General features: G+C 58.3%; 16 protein-coding genes. 4 read left to right on the top strand and 12 right to left on the bottom strand.

What is annotated here, in order from left to right; genetic code table 11:
- Positions 1 to 333 precede the first annotated feature (333 nt).
- Positions 334 to 1395, top strand: coding sequence for a DNA polymerase IV (dinB, locus tag MMG91_RS12685; RefSeq protein ID WP_305448445.1), 1062 nt, complete (start codon positions 334 to 336; stop codon positions 1393 to 1395).
- A 130-nt stretch (positions 1396 to 1525) separates the two neighbouring features.
- Here dinB and MMG91_RS12680 read toward each other — a convergent pair whose 3' ends face one another.
- The 4 genes from MMG91_RS12680 to MMG91_RS12665 form a co-directional block, all read right to left on the bottom strand.
- Positions 1526 to 2479, bottom strand: coding sequence for a hypothetical protein (locus MMG91_RS12680; protein WP_305448446.1), 954 nt, complete (start codon positions 2477 to 2479; stop codon positions 1526 to 1528).
- Positions 2480 to 2496: 17 nt separating this feature from the next.
- Positions 2497 to 4212 carry a proline--tRNA ligase gene (locus tag MMG91_RS12675; protein ID WP_305504924.1) on the bottom strand — a complete coding sequence of 572 codons (1716 nt, stop codon included), beginning with the start codon at positions 4210 to 4212 and terminating at the stop codon, positions 2497 to 2499.
- Positions 4213 to 4354: 142 nt separating this feature from the next.
- Complete coding sequence (locus MMG91_RS12670) at positions 4355 to 5914, bottom strand: AmpG family muropeptide MFS transporter (protein WP_310659776.1); 1560 nt, start codon at positions 5912 to 5914, stop codon at positions 4355 to 4357.
- Positions 5915 to 5958: 44 nt separating this feature from the next.
- On the bottom strand, positions 5959 to 6312 hold the full coding sequence (locus MMG91_RS12665) for an MGMT family protein (protein ID WP_310659775.1): 354 nt from the start codon (positions 6310 to 6312) through the stop codon (positions 5959 to 5961).
- Between the two features lie 167 nt (positions 6313 to 6479).
- On the opposite strand from MMG91_RS12665, the gene MMG91_RS12660 reads away from it, so the two are divergent.
- Complete coding sequence (locus tag MMG91_RS12660) at positions 6480 to 7487, top strand: DUF481 domain-containing protein (RefSeq protein WP_310659774.1); 1008 nt, start codon at positions 6480 to 6482, stop codon at positions 7485 to 7487.
- A gap of 166 nt (positions 7488 to 7653) precedes the next feature.
- Here MMG91_RS12660 and MMG91_RS12655 read toward each other — a convergent pair whose 3' ends face one another.
- Positions 7654 to 7863: a cold-shock protein gene (locus MMG91_RS12655; RefSeq protein ID WP_002554837.1), complete on the bottom strand. Its 210-nt coding sequence runs from the start codon at positions 7861 to 7863 to the stop codon at positions 7654 to 7656.
- Positions 7864 to 8217: 354 nt separating this feature from the next.
- Here MMG91_RS12655 and dcd point away from each other — a divergent pair, with 354 nt between their 5' ends.
- Together dcd and MMG91_RS12645 are read left to right on the top strand one after the other, a co-directional pair.
- Positions 8218 to 8784, top strand: a complete 567-nt coding sequence (gene dcd / locus MMG91_RS12650; protein WP_007904652.1) for a dCTP deaminase — start codon at positions 8218 to 8220, stop codon at positions 8782 to 8784.
- A 107-nt stretch (positions 8785 to 8891) separates the two neighbouring features.
- On the top strand, positions 8892 to 9101 hold the full coding sequence (locus MMG91_RS12645; protein WP_310659773.1) for a hypothetical protein: 210 nt from the start codon (positions 8892 to 8894) through the stop codon (positions 9099 to 9101).
- A gap of 129 nt (positions 9102 to 9230) precedes the next feature.
- On the opposite strand, the gene MMG91_RS12640 is transcribed toward MMG91_RS12645, so the two are convergent.
- The 7 genes from MMG91_RS12640 to MMG91_RS12610 all read right to left on the bottom strand — a co-directional run bounded on the left by MMG91_RS12640 (position 9231) and on the right by MMG91_RS12610 (position 16439).
- Positions 9231 to 9995, bottom strand: a complete 765-nt coding sequence (locus tag MMG91_RS12640) for an ATP-binding cassette domain-containing protein (protein ID WP_310659772.1) — start codon at positions 9993 to 9995, stop codon at positions 9231 to 9233.
- A gap of 13 nt (positions 9996 to 10008) precedes the next feature.
- Entirely contained in the window at positions 10009 to 11127 is a 1119-nt protein-coding gene (locus tag MMG91_RS12635) for a succinylglutamate desuccinylase/aspartoacylase family protein (RefSeq protein WP_305448452.1), read from the bottom strand.
- A 12-nt stretch (positions 11128 to 11139) separates the two neighbouring features.
- Positions 11140 to 11850: an ABC transporter permease gene (locus MMG91_RS12630; protein WP_305448453.1), complete on the bottom strand. Its 711-nt coding sequence runs from the start codon at positions 11848 to 11850 to the stop codon at positions 11140 to 11142.
- Positions 11847 to 12575 carry an ABC transporter permease gene (locus MMG91_RS12625; protein ID WP_305448454.1) on the bottom strand — a complete coding sequence of 243 codons (729 nt, stop codon included), beginning with the start codon at positions 12573 to 12575 and terminating at the stop codon, positions 11847 to 11849. The genes MMG91_RS12630 and MMG91_RS12625 overlap by 4 nt, the downstream gene beginning before the upstream one ends.
- Before the next feature lie 56 nt (positions 12576 to 12631).
- A complete protein-coding gene (locus MMG91_RS12620; protein WP_310659771.1) occupies positions 12632 to 13414 on the bottom strand; it encodes a transporter substrate-binding domain-containing protein in 783 nt (260 codons plus the stop codon).
- A 308-nt stretch (positions 13415 to 13722) separates the two neighbouring features.
- Entirely contained in the window at positions 13723 to 15411 is a 1689-nt protein-coding gene (locus MMG91_RS12615) for an ATP-dependent DNA ligase (RefSeq protein WP_310659770.1), read from the bottom strand.
- A complete protein-coding gene (locus MMG91_RS12610) occupies positions 15408 to 16439 on the bottom strand; it encodes a ligase-associated DNA damage response exonuclease (protein ID WP_305504931.1) in 1032 nt (343 codons plus the stop codon). The genes MMG91_RS12615 and MMG91_RS12610 overlap by 4 nt, the downstream gene beginning before the upstream one ends.
- Positions 16440 to 16605 lie beyond the last annotated feature (166 nt).

The raw sequence follows: 16605 nt of genomic DNA, 5'->3' as shown, positions 1-16605 counted from the left end.
GCCCGACGAGCTACCAGACTGCTCCATCCCGCGTCTGTGTGTCGGCATTCTACAGAGGATCGCAGGGTTGTCAACCTTCAATCTCGGTAAAACCTGTTCCTGTTCAATCGCTTAGGTGAAAAAAGCACCCGCTTACCGGTCTGGAACGCAGGCAGGGCAAGGCTTGTGGCTCTATCGAGAGGGATCTTTCGATTGAGAAAATAAATTCATACGTGCTTTTCCTACAAAGGAAAAAGAACATTCAGAGTACTGGTGCTATATACAGGTGTCAGTGAGATACTGCCGGTACGACTCACCCACACATCATTTCTTCGCCATGAACACTGCTTTTATATGACGCAGCGAAAAATCATCCACGTCGATTGTGACTGTTTCTACGCCGCCATCGAGATGCGTGATGACCCGCGCCTGGCCGGTAAGCCATTGGCGGTGGGCGGCTCGGCGGATCGGCGTGGGGTGATTGCCACCTGTAACTATGAAGCGCGGGCTTATGGCGTACGCTCGGCGATGTCTTCCGGACATGCCCTGAAACTCTGTCCGGACCTGACCATCGTCAAGCCACGAATGGATGCCTATAGAGAAGCGTCAAAGGAAATTCATACGATCTTTCGCGATTACACCGACCTGATCGAGCCGCTTTCCCTGGATGAGGCCTACCTCGACGTGTCGGACAGCGCGCATTTCGGCGGCAGTGCCACGCGAATCGCCCAGGATATTCGCCGCCGGGTCTCCAATCAGTTGCACATCACCGTGTCGGCCGGTGTGGCGCCGAACAAGTTTCTCGCCAAGATCGCCAGTGACTGGAAGAAGCCTAACGGCTTGTTCGTGATCACCCCGGATCAGGTGGAAGACTTCGTCAGTGGTTTGCCAGTGAGCAAGCTGCACGGGGTTGGCAAAGTGACCGCCGACAAGCTGGGCAAGCTCGGCATCGTCGATTGCTCGCATTTGCGCGAATGGGACAAGTTGGCGCTGGTGCGTGAATTCGGCAGCTTCGGCGAGCGACTCTGGAGCCTGGCCCGGGGGATCGATGAGCGGTTGGTGCACAACGACAGTCGGCGGCAGTCGATCAGCGTCGAAAACACTTACGACGTGGACCTGCCGGACCTGGTGAGTTGCCTGGATAAATTGCCCGAGTTGCTGGAGTCCCTGAATGGCCGCATGGCGCGGATCGACAGCAGCTATCGACCGGGCAAGCCGTTCGTCAAAGTGAAGTTTCATGATTTTACCCAGACGACTTTGGAGCAGGCCGGGGCAGGGCGGGATCTGGGGAGTTATCAGTTGTTGCTGACTCAGGCGTTTAACCGTGGTGGGAAACCGGTGCGGTTGTTGGGGATTGGGGTGAGGCTGGAGGATTTGCGGGGCGGGTTTGAGCAGATGGAGTTGTTTGAGCGGTAGTTTTGCAATGAATGTAATGGCGTCATCGCGGGCAAGTCGGATCGCCGCACCGCCGCTCCCACAGGTACTGCATCGTCCTTGTGGGAGCGGCGGTGCGGCGATCCGACTTGCCCGCGAGGCTTTTAAGCGTTTAATTCGGTCCCGGATCCGCCACCAGTCGCCCGGCATCCTTGGTCAATGACTTGAGGAATTCGGTCTGCAACTCGGGATCGTTGCGGGTCAGTTCGATCAGGCTCTGTTCCAGCTCACTGGCTTCTTCTTCCAGACCCAGTTCCGACAGACGTTTGACCCGGTGTACCCACTGGCTCACTTCGTCGTCTTCGAGGTCGTCGTAAATCAGCCCATGCGCTTCGAGCAGCTTGCCGCGCAAGTTGCTGCTGATCGCCAGGGACGAGTCGGTGTGCACATCGTCCTTGTTGTCCTCGACACTGATTTGCAGCTTGCCCAGATGATTGAGGTCATGTTCAGCGAACGGGCTGTCCAGCAGGTTCAGGCGCAACACGCCGTTACGGTCGGTGGTCAGTTCGAAGGTGTTCTTGCCAGCCTTGACCTGCACCGGACGTTCGCTCCATGGCAGGCTCGAATATTCCGTGCGCTTGTCGCGCTGGACTTCGTCGATGCCCGCCAGGTTCTGCTGTGCGCGACCGTGAGACTGCACGTTCATGAACGGGTTGAGCCCGGCGAAACCATAGCCGAGCCAGTCCTTCGTCACGCTGTCCGGCAGATTGCCGAGGGCGAACACGTTGACCACGTTCGCACCGACACCGGCCACCACAGCCACCGCGCCCAGCGGGATCTCGTAGACCTCCCGCCAGGGTTGGTAAGGCGTATAGCGATCATAGCGGCGCGTGACTTCGAACTCGGTGACTTCGAAGGTTTTCTGCTCGTGGATTTTCACCCGACGTTGCGGTAGCTCAAGCACTTTGGGCTCGCCGACATCAATCTGCAGGCTGTGATCGAGCAATTTGCGCTCGACCCGTTCCTCGTGCTCGCTGCGTTGTGACATCTGGTTGGCACAGCCGCTGACCAGCAGCGCGCCGCACAAGGCGGCGCTACCGAGGCCTAAGGTGTTTCGCTTGAACATGACGTCTCTATCTGGTGTCAGCGGCGGATACGGGCCTGGAGGAAAGACAACACGTCAGCGACCGGCAGCGCTTGCGCCTCGGCCTCTGTGCGGCTCTTGTATTCCAGATTGCCGTCGGCGAGGCCGCGGTCACTGACCACGATACGGTGTGGAATGCCAATCAGCTCCATGTCCGCGAACTTGATGCCCGGGCTGGTTTTCTTGTCGCGGTCGTCCAGCAGCACTTCGAAGCCGGCGGCAGTCAGTTCTGCGTAGAGCTTGTCGGTGGCTTCGCGAACCTGTTCGGTTTCGTAGCGCAGCGGTACCAGGGCAACCTGGAACGGGGCCAGAGCGTCGCTCCAGATAATCCCGTTCTCGTCGTTGTTCTGTTCGATGGCGGCAGCCACCACGCGAGACACGCCGATGCCATAGCAGCCCATTTCCAGGGTGACCGGCTTGCCGTTCTCGCCCAGCACTTCGCACTTCATCGCTTTGCTGTACTTGTTGCCCAGCTGGAAAATGTGCCCGACTTCGATGCCGCGCTTGATTTCCAGGGTGCCTTTGCCGTCAGGGCTTGGATCGCCCGCCACGACGTTGCGCAGGTCGGCAACGGTCGGAACCGGCAGATCACGCTCCCAGTTCACGCCGAAGTAGTGCTTGTCGTCGATGTTGGCACCGATGCCGAAGTCGCTCATCAGCTCGACGGAACGGTCGATGATGATCGGCAGTGGCAGGTTCAACGGGCCAAGGGAACCGGCGCCGGCACCAATGGCGTCGCGCAGTTCGGCTTCGGAAGCCATGACCAGCGGGCTGGCAACGCCAGGCTGGTTGGCGGCCTTGATTTCGTTCAGCTCGTGGTCGCCACGGATGATCAGGGCAATCAGCTTGCCTTTTTCTTCAGCGTGCACCACCAGGGTCTTGATGGTTTTTTCGATCGGCAGGTTGAAGCCTTCCACCAGTTGCGCGATGGTCTTGGCATTCGGCGTGTCGACCAGGCGCAGCTCTTCAGTCGGCGCAGCGCGAGAGGTTTCCCGCGGTACGGCTTCGGCTTTCTCGATGTTCGCGGCGTAGTCGGAACCGTTGCTGAAGACGATGTCGTCTTCGCCGGATTCGGCCAGCACGTGGAACTCGTGGGAACCGGCGCCACCGATGGAGCCGTTGTCAGCTTCAACCGGACGGAATTTCAGGCCCAGGCGGGTGAACACGTTGCAGTACGCCTGGTGCATGCGGTCGTAGGTGACCTGCAGCGATGCCTGGTCGGCGTGGAACGAGTAGGCGTCCTTCATGATGAATTCGCGGCCGCGCATCAAACCGAAGCGTGGGCGGATTTCATCACGGAATTTGGTCTGGATCTGATACAGGTTGATCGGCAGCTGCTTGTAGCTGCTCAACTCGTTACGCATCAGGTCGGTGATGACTTCTTCGTGAGTCGGGCCGGCGCAGAAATCGCGACCGTGGCGATCCTTGAAGCGCAGCAATTCAGGGCCATATTCTTCCCAGCGACCGGATTCCTGCCACAGCTCAGCCGGTTGAGTGCTCGGCATCAACACTTCGAGAGAGCCGGCGGCGTTCATTTCTTCACGCACGATGGCTTCGACCTTGCGCATCACTCGCAAGCCCATCGGCAGCCAAGTGTACAGGCCCGAGGCTAGTTTGCGGATCATGCCGGCGCGCAGCATCAGCTGATGGCTGATGACGACCGCGTCGGAAGGCGTTTCTTTCTGTGTGGCGAGCAAAAATTGACTGGTGCGCATGGTTGGCCGTTGTCGGTTGCTGATGACGAGAAATGACGGAACATTGTACGGGCGAGATCTGCTGGCGTACAGGAGTGCGGCCGGCTGTGTGGCCTAGGGCGGGAATCTGCCCGCCCTCTGCGATGTTTCCTGCGTAAAGAGCCTACGATTCTTCCGCGACCTGGGTTGGAACCGGTTCCGGCGTCGGTGTCGGACCGGCTCTGCGGTTTTCCTGGAACCAGTGCAAGGCGATCAACAACAAGGTCGGAACGCCCAGCAGGGCGGTGATCAGGAAGAAGTTGTGATAACCGAATTTCTCCACCATGACCCCTGAGTAACCGCCGATCAGGCGGGGCAGCAAGAGCATGATCGAGCTGAGCAGGGCGTACTGGGTGGCGGAGAATTTGAGATTGGTCAGGCTCGACAGGTAAGCGACAAATGCCGAAGTTGCCAGGCCCGAGCTGAAGTTATCCAGTGAGATGGTGGCGATCAGCATCTGCAGATCGGCACCCATATCCGCAAGCATCAGGAACAGCAGGTTGGTGCCAGCCGATGCAACGCCGCCAATGAACAGGATAGGCAGGATGCCGAAGCGCACGATCAACAGGCCGCCCATGCCGGCGCCGACCAACGTCATGATCAGGCCGAATATCTTGCTGACGCTGGCAATCTGATCCTTGGTGAACCCTTGGTCGATGTAGAACACGTTGGCCATCACGCCCATGACCGTATCGGACATTCGATAGGTGGCGATCAGCCCGAGCAGCAGCAGGGCTTGCCAGCGGTAACGCAGAATAAAGTCGTTGACAGGGGTAAGCACCGGGGCCAGGCCACGGCGGCCCATGGCCGACAAGCACAGGCCGGTCAGCGTGATATAGAGGATTGCCCGCAGGAACGCGCGGTCTTCGAGCAGCAGGTCGAGCACGCTGGCGCCTTCGAACAATACGCTGGCGAAGTCAGTGTTGTAGAGCTGGGTGAACAAGGCCGGTACGGACACCAGCAGCACGATCAGCACGAACACCGATGCCAGTTGGTGTACGAAGCTGTAGCGTCCGGCCTGCAACTGAGTACGTAGAGGTACCGGCGGCTCGCGCATGAACAGGGAGGTCAGCAGCGCCGGGATCATCAAGACGCCGAACAGCACGTAGGTGCCCGTCCACGCCGCATGCTTATAGTTGAAACCAGTGGAGCCGAAGCCCTCGGCGAAGAACAGCGCGCCGGCCGTCGCCAGCAGGGCCGCGACCCGATAGCCGGCCATATAGCTGGCTGCCAACGCGGCCTGACGGCTTTCGTCGGCGATTTCCAGGCGATAGGCATCGACGGCGATGTCTTGCGTCGCCGAGGCAAAGGCGACGACCACGGCGATGGCGATCAGCCAGGACAGGTGTTTTTGCGGATCGCAGAAGCCCATGCCGATCAGGCCAAGGATTACGAGTGCCTGGGCCAGCACCAGCCAGGAGCGTCGTCGACCGAGCTTGCCAAGAAATGGCAGGCGCCATTGGTCGAGCAGCGGGGACCAGACCCATTTAAAGGCGTAGGCCAGGCCGATCAGGCTTGCGTAGCCGATGGTTTCGCGGGCAACACCGGCCTCGCGCAGCCAGACTGAAAGCGTCGAAAACACCAGCATGTAGGGCAGGCCGGCGGCGAAACCAAGCAGCAACAGCACGAGCGTCGAGGGGCTGGCATAGGCGGCGAGCGCGGCGCGCCAGGTTTTACGGGGCATGGGCTGGAGTCTGCCTCAAGAAATACGAAAACAAAGCGCGCACTCTAACCGCTGTGCTCTACCGGGCGCCACCCATGACGCTGAATATCAACACGATTGTTCAGGACACTGATGCCTTCCATGCGCAATCGGGCCCGTTGTTCATCCCCTGACGGGCTGCCCACGGGCAGGCTGATCCGACCGCCGGCACCCAGTACCCGGTGCCAAGGTAGTTTGGTGTCGCCGGGCAATTGGCTCAGTGTTCGTCCGACCCAACGGGCAGCCCGACCTAGTCCCGCCAGCTCGGCGAGCTGGCCGTAGCTTACGACTTTGCCCTTGGGTACTTGTGCCAGGGTCAGGTAGAGCGCCGTGCGTCGGATTTGCGCCGCGCTTTCGGTTTCTGCATTTGAGTCGATCACGTCCCGGGCTTCCTGAAAAAATGCGCAATTGACCGTCTGTAGAGTAAATCCTGAATTGCCTATTGAGAAATGAACTCAATAGAAATAGTCGGGTCAGTCCTTGTCAGGGCCTTATTCATGAGGATAATGCCGACTTTTTTTCGCAAAGTTGAGCTTTCGATTCGCTTATGTTGTCCAGAACCTTGCTGTGCCTCGCTGTCGTCAGTGCTTCCACTCCCTTGCTCGCCGATACCGTCTGGTTGAAGAACGGTGACAAGTTGAGCGGCAAAATCACCGTCTTTGATGGTGGCAAACTGTTGATTCAGACCGAGTACGCTGGCGCGGTCCCGATCGACTGGAAACAGGTCAAAACCCTGGAAAGTGATCAGCAGCTGTTGGTCAAACAGGATGCCTACACCGGTGAGAAGGCCAAGGCGCTGCACGCGGCAGAGGATGGCAAAGTCACCCTGGCCAATGGCGATGGCCCCAAGACCGTGGAACTGGCCAGTATCCAGCAGATGCTCAAGCCCAAACCGGTGGTTGAGGATTTGGTGTGGAAAGGTAATGTCGACATGGCGCTGGATTATCAGCGTGCGGAAAAAGATACTGATGATTATGACGTTGGTTTCAAAACCACCGCACGTCATGGTCGGTGGCGTCATACGGCGGAAGGTGAGTACAACCGCGAGTTCCAGGATGACGTCGTCACCACTGATAACTGGCGTGCCGAATATTCTCTCGACCGATTCCTCACCGAGAAGTGGTTCTGGCAGGGGCGTGTGAATTACAAGCGAGACCAGGTCGAAGAACTCGCTCGTCAGCGCACCATCGGTACCGGCCCCGGTTATCAGTTCTGGGATAACGAACTGGGCGCCTTCTCCTTGGGCTCGCTGCTGAACAATACGGACTATGAGTATTCCAACGGCAACAAGGAAAACTTCTACTCCTTGGCGATGAAGTGGGACTACAACCGTTACCTGGTCGGCAAGAAGGTCGAGTTCTTCACCAACGGTGAGGTCGGCAAGCCGCTGTCGGGCGTGGCGGATTACGCCCTTGATGCCGAAGTCGGCCTGCGCTACAAAGTCACCGATTGGGCGTCGTTGAACCTGAAGGCCGAGAAAGACATCATCAGTGGTAGCGATGAGGCTGACCTGAGCAAGACCCGTTACACCGCAGGGTTTGGCGTGACCTGGTAAGACTGAAAGATCTAAAGATCGCAGCCTTCGGCAGCTCCTACACAGGGTTGAGGTACATCCTGTAGGAGCTGTCTAAGGCTGCGATCTTTTTTTGCCACACAAAACACACAGGCACAAAAAAGCCCCGCTTTTGAGGGCGGGGCTTTTTACTAAAGCAAGTTACAAGTTAGATAACTTGAACTTCTTCAGCTTGCATGCCTTTCTGACCGCGGGTAGCGATGAAAGAAACCTGTTGGCCTTCTTTCAGGCTTTTGAAGCCGTCGGATTGGATAGCTTTGAAGTGAACGAACAGGTCGTCACCGGATTGTGGAGTGATGAAGCCGAAGCCTTTTTCATCGTTGAACCACTTAACGGTACCGGTTTGGCGATTAGACATGGTGTAACTCCTTGAACAAAGATAACTGCGACGCAGGAAGAACCCTGGCCGAGACTGAGTGCAAAGAGCAGGAAAAATTCTTGTAGATGGTTGGATCGAAATTCAACATATCGTGTAGAGATTCTCAGTGACACAAGCAGCACAGTGGCGCCACCTTAACCCTTTTTCCGGAACGTGCCAATGGTTCTTGCGAAGGTTTCTCTGTTTTCATGACTGACGGTGCATCGAATGGCGGTGAAGGCCCAGGATTCACGGGCGATCGGCGAGAATTGTTTCCCGGACTTTGAACCCGGAGCGCCTGCCCGGTAAGATGCCGGACAGAATTTTTCCACCTCGCTATTCAGGACACCCGCCATGAGCATCAAATCGGACAAGTGGATTCGCCGCATGGCGCAAGAGCACGGCATGATCGAGCCCTTCGTCGAGCGCCAGGTGCGCGGCAGCGACGATAGCCGTGTGATCTCCTACGGCGTGTCCAGCTACGGCTACGATGTGCGTTGCACCAATCACTTCAAGGTGTTTACCAACATCAATTCGGCGATCGTCGACCCGAAAAACTTCGATGCTGGCAGCTTCGTCGACATCCACAGCGACGTGTGCATCATTCCGCCGAACTCCTTCGCTCTGGCCAGCACCGTCGAATACTTCCGCATCCCGCGTAACGTATTGACCATTTGCCTGGGTAAAAGCACCTACGCGCGTTGCGGCATCATCGTCAACGTCACGCCGCTCGAGCCTGAGTGGGAAGGTCACGTGACCCTGGAGTTCTCCAACACCACCAATCTGCCGGCGAAAATCTACGCGAACGAAGGCGTAGCGCAGATGTTGTTCCTTGAGTCGGACGAAGAGTGCGAAGTCTCCTACAAGGACCGTGGCGGCAAGTATCAGGGCCAGCGTGGCGTGACCCTGCCGCGTACCTGAGTCAGCCGTCTGACAAACCGTTGGAATTCCTGAGCGGGCGTACACTCTATGGAATGTACTGCTCCGATTCGCGCAAGGCGGATCGGGCCATCGCTCAGGAGTGCTTCATGAAGATCGATCCACGAATAAGTGCCGAACTGGCAAGTCTTGAGCCCAATCAGGTTGGCGTGCTGGCCTGGTCCTTGTTGGCACATCCGCCAGTCAGCATGGCAGGGGGCATCCCCGGCCAGCCTGATCCCGATACCCCCAACGAACAACCGACAGAGCCCGGAGAGCCGACTCTTCCGGACGAACCACCACCCGCGCCAGTCGCCTGACCTGTTGCCGAAATGAATGGCCAGTCAGCTGATATCTGTAAAAGATTTCAGCTGACTGGCCATATTTCGTTCGTCTATGACAAAGATCGCCCGCGAAAGCGGTCCGTCAGTGACATTGATGCTGGTGGGTTATTTGAGGTTGCCGCTGAGGAACTGCTTCAGTCGCTCACTCTTCGGATTACCCAGAACATCCTCCGGCGCACCTTCTTCTTCCACCAACCCCTGGTGCAGGAACAGCACCTGGCTCGATACCTTGCGGGCGAAGCTCATTTCGTGGGTGACCATGATCATGGTCCGGCCTTCTTCGGCCAGGCCCTGGATGACCTTGAGCACTTCGCCCACCAGTTCCGGGTCCAGCGCGGAGGTCGGTTCGTCGAACAGCATGACTTCCGGTTCCATGGCCAGTGCGCGGGCAATGGCTACCCGTTGTTGCTGGCCGCCCGAAAGAAACGCCGGGTACTGATCTGCCACGCGTTCCGCCAGGCCAACCTTGTCGAGGTAACGTCGGGCACGGTCTTCGGCCTCTTTCTTGCTGCAACCGAGTACCCGGCGCGGGGCCATGGTGATGTTTTCCAGCACCGTCATGTGGCTCCACAGGTTGAAGTGCTGGAACACCATGGCCAGGCGGGTGCGGATCCGCTGCAATTCATCTGCATCGGCCACGTGGATGCCGTGGCGATCCTTGATCATGCGGATGTTCTGGCCGTCCAGGCTCATGGCGCCGTCGTTGGGTTGTTCGAGAAAGTTGATGCAGCGCAAAAAGGTGCTTTTGCCCGAGCCGCTGGCGCCGATCAGGCTGATGACGTCGCCGGTTTTGGCCTTGAGCGAAACGCCTTTGAGCACCTGATGATCGCCATAGCTTTTATGCAGGCCTTCAATGGTCAGTTTGTACATGGGGCATGCATCCTCAAGGCGAAAGTAGGTAGCCGCTGCGATAGGCTTCGGTGCCCGCGACGTGGGCGATCACCATGCCGGCAGTGGCCATGCGCCGCAGCGAACGGGCGTACATCAGCCCGGCGGCAGTGCAATGAACAGGGGTGACACGATCATTGATCGGGTCGATCACTTCGGCAATCAGTTGCCCGGCCTCCAGGTATTCCCCGGGCAGGGCCGTGAACACCAGAAGCCCGCCCACCGGTGTCGCCACCGGTTCAACGCCGGCCAGTGGTGTGGCCGGGTAGGGCAGTTCCGGTAATGGCGCCGGCTCACCGGCAATCGCGCCGAAATGAATCAGATAATCGATCAGCGCCTGGCTGTCCAGGCTGGCCAGCGGGTGATTGACGTCACCCTGGCCGCGCAATTCGACGGTGACTGAAAAACTGCCCAGCGGAATCTCGAATTGCTCGCCGAAGCGCTCTTTCAACTGCCACCAGAGCAGGGTGAAACATTCATCGAACGATTGGCCGCCAGAGTCGGTGGCCAGCAGGCTGGCTTCGGAACCGATGTAGCGCGCCAGCGGCTCGACCTGCGGCCAGGCCTCGGGCGTGGTGTAAAGGTGCGCCACGGCTTCGAAGTCGCAATGCAGATCCAGCACCATGTCTGCATCGCAGGCGAGCCGTTGCAGGGTCAGGCGTTGGGATTGCAGTTGAGTGCCTGCGGTCTGCCGCGCCAACGCTTTTCGCAGGCAGCCGCGGATCAATTCAAGGTTGCGTTGCGGATCATCGCCGAGCAAGCCTTCGATTTCGTTGCCGACTTCTTCACTTAAATCGACAAACCAGCGATTGAAGTTCTGCCCGCTTTCCAGCTCGTAGCGGCCCAGTGGAACGTCCATCAACACCTGTTCCAGGCCGACCGGGTTGGCCACGGGCACCAGTACGATTTCGCTACGCAGCCGGCCGGCGGCTTCCAGCTCCGCCAGACGTTGCTTGAGGTGCCAGGCCACTAACATGCCGGGCAATTCATCGGCATGCAGGGAGGACTGGATGTAAATCTTGCCTTTGGCCGACGGCGAGCCGAAGTGGAAGCTGTGAATCTGTCGCACGGTCCCCGGCAGCGGGGCCAGCAGGTCATGAATCTGGTGGCGCATGTACGAATTGTCCTAGTGAGTCGGCCCGAGGAAGGCCAGCCATCGGCGTTCGGCAAGGCGAAACAGGCCGACCAGCGCAAAGGTAACGGTCAGGTAGATCAGCGCGGCGATGCCGAACGACTGGAATGTCAGGAAGGTCGCCGAGTTCGCATCACGAGCGACTTTCAATACATCCGGGATAGTCGCGGTGAATGCCACGGTGGTCGAGTGCAGCATCAGAATCACTTCGTTGCTGTAATAAGGCAACGAGCGACGCAGGGCCGACGGCATGATCACGTAGGCATAGAGCTTCCAGCCTGTCAGACCGTAGGCCTTGGCGGCTTCGACTTCACCGTGGGCCATGCTGCGAATCGCCCCGGCGAAGATTTCCGTGGTGTAGGCGCAGGTGTTCAGGGCGAAGGCCAGGATCGTGCAGTTCATCGCATCGCGAAAGAACGCATCGAGGATTGGCTGGGCACGCACGGCGGCCAGGCTGTAGATGCCGGTGTAACAGATCAGCAGCTGTATATAGAGCGGCGTACCCCGAAACAGATAAGTGTAGAACTGCACCGGCCAGCGGACGTAGAACTTGGGCGAAACCCTGGCGATGGACAGCGGGATCGACACCACAAAACCGATGAAGATCGACGCGCTGAGCAGCCACATGGTCATGGCCAGGCCAGTGACGTTGTAGCCGTCGGTATAAAGGAAGGCTCTCCAGTATTCCTGCAAGAGTTCGATCATCGTACGGCCTCCCGGGAACCGGCGGCGTAGCGGCGTTCGAGCCAGCGCAAGACGACATTGGAGGCACTGGTGATCAGCAGGTAAATCAATGCGGCAAGCACCAGGAAGTAGAACAGTTGATAAGTGCTTTTACCGGCGTCCTGCGCGGCCTTGACCAGGTCGGCGAGGCCGATGATCGAGACCAGCGCGGTGGCCTTGAGCATCACCATCCAGTTGTTACCGATACCCGGCAGGGCGAAGCGCATCATTTGCGGGAACACCACGATACGAAAACGCTGACCGCGTTTGAGGCCATAGGCAGTGGCGGCTTCGACCTGGCCCCGCGGTACGGCGAGGATCGCTCCGCGAAACGTTTCAGTGAAGTACGCGCCATAAATGAAGCCCAGGGTGATGACCCCGGCGCTGAACGGGTTGATCTCGATGTATTCCCATTCCATGAAATCGGTAAACGAGGTCAGCCAGGTTTGCAGGCTGTAGAAGATCAGCAGCATCAGTACCAGGTCGGGCACCCCGCGAATCAGCGTGGTGTAGAGCTGAGCCGGTACACGCACCAGTTTGACTTTTGACAGCTTGGCACTGGCACCGAGCAGACCGAGCAATACGGCCAACAAAAGTGACAACACCGATAATTTGATGGTCATCCAGGTGCCTTCCATCAGCAACGGACCGAAGCCCTTGAGGCTGAAGGCAGAAAGCCCCAGGCTTTGTAATAGGTTTTCGAACATAAATCAGCAACCTGATCGGGTAAAAAAAGCGCCCATCGCGAGATGGGCGCCGGGCATTATTTGCCGCTGTACAGATTCAGATCGCCAAAGTGTTTCTTCTGAATGGTGGCGTAGGTGCCATCGTCGTGTAACGCTTTGATACCTTTATTCAAAAGCTCTTTGAGGTCTTTGTTACCTTTAGAGATACCGATAGCTGTTTTCGACGGCAGCAATTCGCTGTCGACCGGCTTGCTGACTTCGTAGCCTTCGCCTTTTGGAGACTTCAAGAAGCCCAGTTCGGCTTGCAGCATGTCCTGGATTGCCGCGTCGAGGCGACCGGACATCAGGTCCGAATACACCTGATCCTGGTTCTGATAGGCCTGGGTTTTCACGCCAGCCTTGTCCAGCACGGCCTTGGCGTAGGCTTCCTGGATGGTGCCTTGCTCATAGCCAACGGTCTTGCCCTTCAGCGAAGCGACATCTTCGCTCAGGCCGGAACCTTTTTTGAATACATAAGCGGTTGGGCCGGAAAACAGCTCGTCAGAGAAGTCGATGACTTTTTCGCGGGCCGGGGTGACGGTCATCGAAGAGATCACACCGTCGAATTTATTGGCTTTCAAGCCTGGAATCATGCCGTCGAAATCGCTTTCGACCCATTTGCACTTGACCTTCAGCTCGGCGCAGATCGCATTGCCCAGATCGATGTCGAAGCCTACCAGGCTGCCGTCGGCTGCTTTGGACTCGAACGGCGCATAGGAAGGGTCAACGCCAAAACGCAATTCTTTGTATTCCTTGGCCAGCGCGGAGCCGGTAGCCATGCACAACGCCAGTGCAGAAAGGGTCAGCAATGCTTTTTTCATTATTCAATCCCTAAGAACCAATATGAGCGCTTGTGGCGCAGAAGTACTGTTACTGGAAAGCGTAAGACCTATTAAAAGTAGCAATTTCCGAACCAGAGTCCCGAACAAGCGTTTAAAAGGTAATACAAGAAGTGGCAAAGCGCGATCTGTGCACGAAAACGGGCATCGCCAGATTACTGCGCCAGGGTGGTGCGCAGGGGGCTTGCCCGTTGTAGCAGCTGTCGAACGCAGCCTCGCAGGCTCGACAGCTGCTACAGCCGAACGCAGGCTTCGCCAGCTGCTACAAAGATCAGTCCACAGAAATCAGCTCAGGCGAGCAAATCCTGCAACGTCGCCAAGCTGTCAGCTTCTTCCACCGACTTGTCCTGTCGCCAACGCAACATCCTCGGAAACCGCACAGCAATCCCGCTCTTGTGTCGTTTCGACAGGGCAATGCCCTCGAACCCCAGCTCAAACACCAGGGTCGGCTTCACGCTACTCACCGGTCCGAACTTTTCCACCGTGGTCTTGCGCACGATGCTGTCGACTTGACGCATTTCTTCGTCAGTCAACCCGGAGTAGGCCTTGGCGAAAGGCACCAGCGTTCGCTCGCGGGCAGAGGGTGGGCCGTCCCACACAGCGAAGGTGTAATCAGTGTAGAGACTGGCCCGGCGGCCATGGCCCTGCTGGGCATAGATCAGCACCGCATCGACACTGAACGGGTCGACTTTCCATTTCCACCACACGCCCATGTCCTTGGTCCGCCCGACGCCATACAGCGCATCGCAGGCCTTGAGCATCATGCCTTCGACGCCTAATTTTCGGGAGGCCTCTCGTTGGCGGGCGAGGTCGAACCAGTCTTCACCGGTCAGCACGGGCGAGCTCAGTAACACCGGGTTTGCGCAGGTTTTGATGAGTTGTTCCAGTTGAGTACGGCGCGTGACTTGAGTCTGGTTACGCCAATCCTCTCCCTGCCATTCCAGTAAGTCGTAGGCCTGGATGACCACGGGCACCTCATCGAGGATTTTCTTGCTCAGCGTTCTACGGCCGATCCGCTGTTGCAACAGGGCGAAGGGCTGCACAGCGGATGACGACGGCGCTTGCGGGTCGAAGGTATCGTTGATGCCCGGTTGTGCAGCTTTCCAGGCGACGATTTCACCGTCGATCACCGTGCCATCGGGCAAACAGTGAACCAGGCTGTCCAGTTCGGGGAAATGTTCGCTTACCAGCTCTTCACCTCGTGACCAGATCCACAAGCGCCTATCGCGCTTGACCACTTGAGCGCGGATGCCGTCCCACTTCCATTCCACTTGCCAATGACTGGCCGGTCCGAGCAGGGTTTCAAACCGCTCGACCGGGTGCGATAACGCATGGGCGAGGAAAAACGGGTACGGCTGGCCACCCCGTTGGGCATGCTCATTGGGTGATTCGGGGGCGATCAGCTTCAGGTAACTGGCGGCGCTTGGTCGGTTGGATAGATCGGTGTAACCCACCAGCCGCTGGGCCACGCGTTTGCTGTCGAGCCCGGCCATCGCCGCCAGCGCGCGGGTGACCAGCAATTTGGAGACTCCGACACGGAAACTGCCGGTGATCAGTTTGATGCACAGCATCAGACTCTGCCGATCCAGTTGTGCCCACAGGGCCGGCAAGCATTCGGCGAGGGTCTGCGGGGCGGCGTTACGCAGCGGCAGCAGTTTGTCTTCAATCCACACCGCCAACCCGTCGGTAGAGGTGTAGAGCGTTTCGGGCAGCACCAGTGAAATGGTTTCCGCCAGATCACCGACAGCCTGATAGCTTTCTTCGAACAACCAGGGAGAGAGCCCGGAAAACGCTGTAGCCATTTCCCGCAGCATTCGTACCGGTACCAATTGCCGAGGTCGTCCACCGGACAGAAAGTACACCGCCCAGGCGGCATCTTCAGGCGCGGCTTGGGCGAAATAGTTCTGCATTGCCGTCAGTTTGGCGTTGCTCGAGGTGGTGGCATCGAGTTCGGCATACAAGTCGGCGAAGGCTTTCATGCCAGCACCTCGGCACCCTCGGGTTCGAGGATTGTGGTGTCTTCATCATCGCCGTATTCGGTGCTGAAACTCATGGCATCGAGCCCTAGTTCGCGTAGATGGCGCACCAGTACCCCGATCGATCCATGGGTGACGATCACTCGCTCGGCTCCGGTTTGTTCGATGGCCCAGAGCAGGCCGGGCCAGTCAGCGTGATCGGACAGCACGAAACCGCGGTCCACGCCGCGCCGCCGCCGTGTACCGCGCAAGCGCATCCAGCCGCTGGCGAATCCATCGCTGTAATCACCGAAACGCCGTACCCAAGAGCTGGCACCCGCCGAAGGCGGCGCGAGGACCAAGGCCTTGCGCATCATCGGGTCATGCTTTTTAACTTCACTGGCATAGATCGTTGGCGGTAAATAAACGCCGCTCTCGCGATAAATCCGATTGATGGGTTCAACCGCGCCATGTACCAGAATGGGGCCGAGGCTGGCATCGATGCCGTGGAGAATCCGCTGAGCCTTGCCGAAGGAATAGCAGAACAGCATGCTGGCCTTGTCAGCATTAGCATTGGCCCGCCACCACTGATTGATCTCGGCAAAGATCTGCGCCTGGGGTTGCCAGCGGTAAATCGGCAGACCGAACGTCGATTCCGTGATGAACGTGTGGCAGCGCACCGGTTCGAACGGCGCACAGGTGCCGTCGGGCTCGGTCTTGTAATCCCCCGAGGCGACCCAGACTTCCCCGCCGTATTCCAGGCGCACCTGGGCCGAGCCGAGCACATGGCCCGCGGGGTGAAAACTCAGTTTTACGCCGCGGTGCAGCAATGGCTCGCCATAGGGCAAGGTTTGCAGGTTGATGTCCTGGCCCAGACGCGCGCGCAGAATGCCTGCTCCCGGTGCTGCCGCCAGATAATGTTGATTGCCACGGCGAGCATGGTCGCCATGGGCGTGGGTGATGACCGACCGTTCGACCGCCTGCCATGGATCGATATAGAAATCCCCGAGCGGGCAGTACAAACCTTCAGGACGCGCGATAACAAGGTCCATATTGTTACCCAAATGGAGTGGCCTGCTAGCTAGGAGGTTTGCGCGAGACGAGAAGTTCTATTTATTTTCGGGGAAGAATGGAGGTGTGAACAGGCCGCTTTCGCAAGCAGGCTCGCTCCCACATTTAATCGGGTTCTCTCAGAAAGAATGCGATCAAATGTGGGGG

The sequence above is a fragment of the Pseudomonas sp. JL3 genome (assembly GCF_031570575.1).
GTDB classification, from domain to species: domain Bacteria; phylum Pseudomonadota; class Gammaproteobacteria; order Pseudomonadales; family Pseudomonadaceae; genus Aquipseudomonas; species Aquipseudomonas cucumis.
Note: the sequence above shows the minus strand (reverse complement) of the source record. Positions and strands in the feature narration are given on the sequence as shown.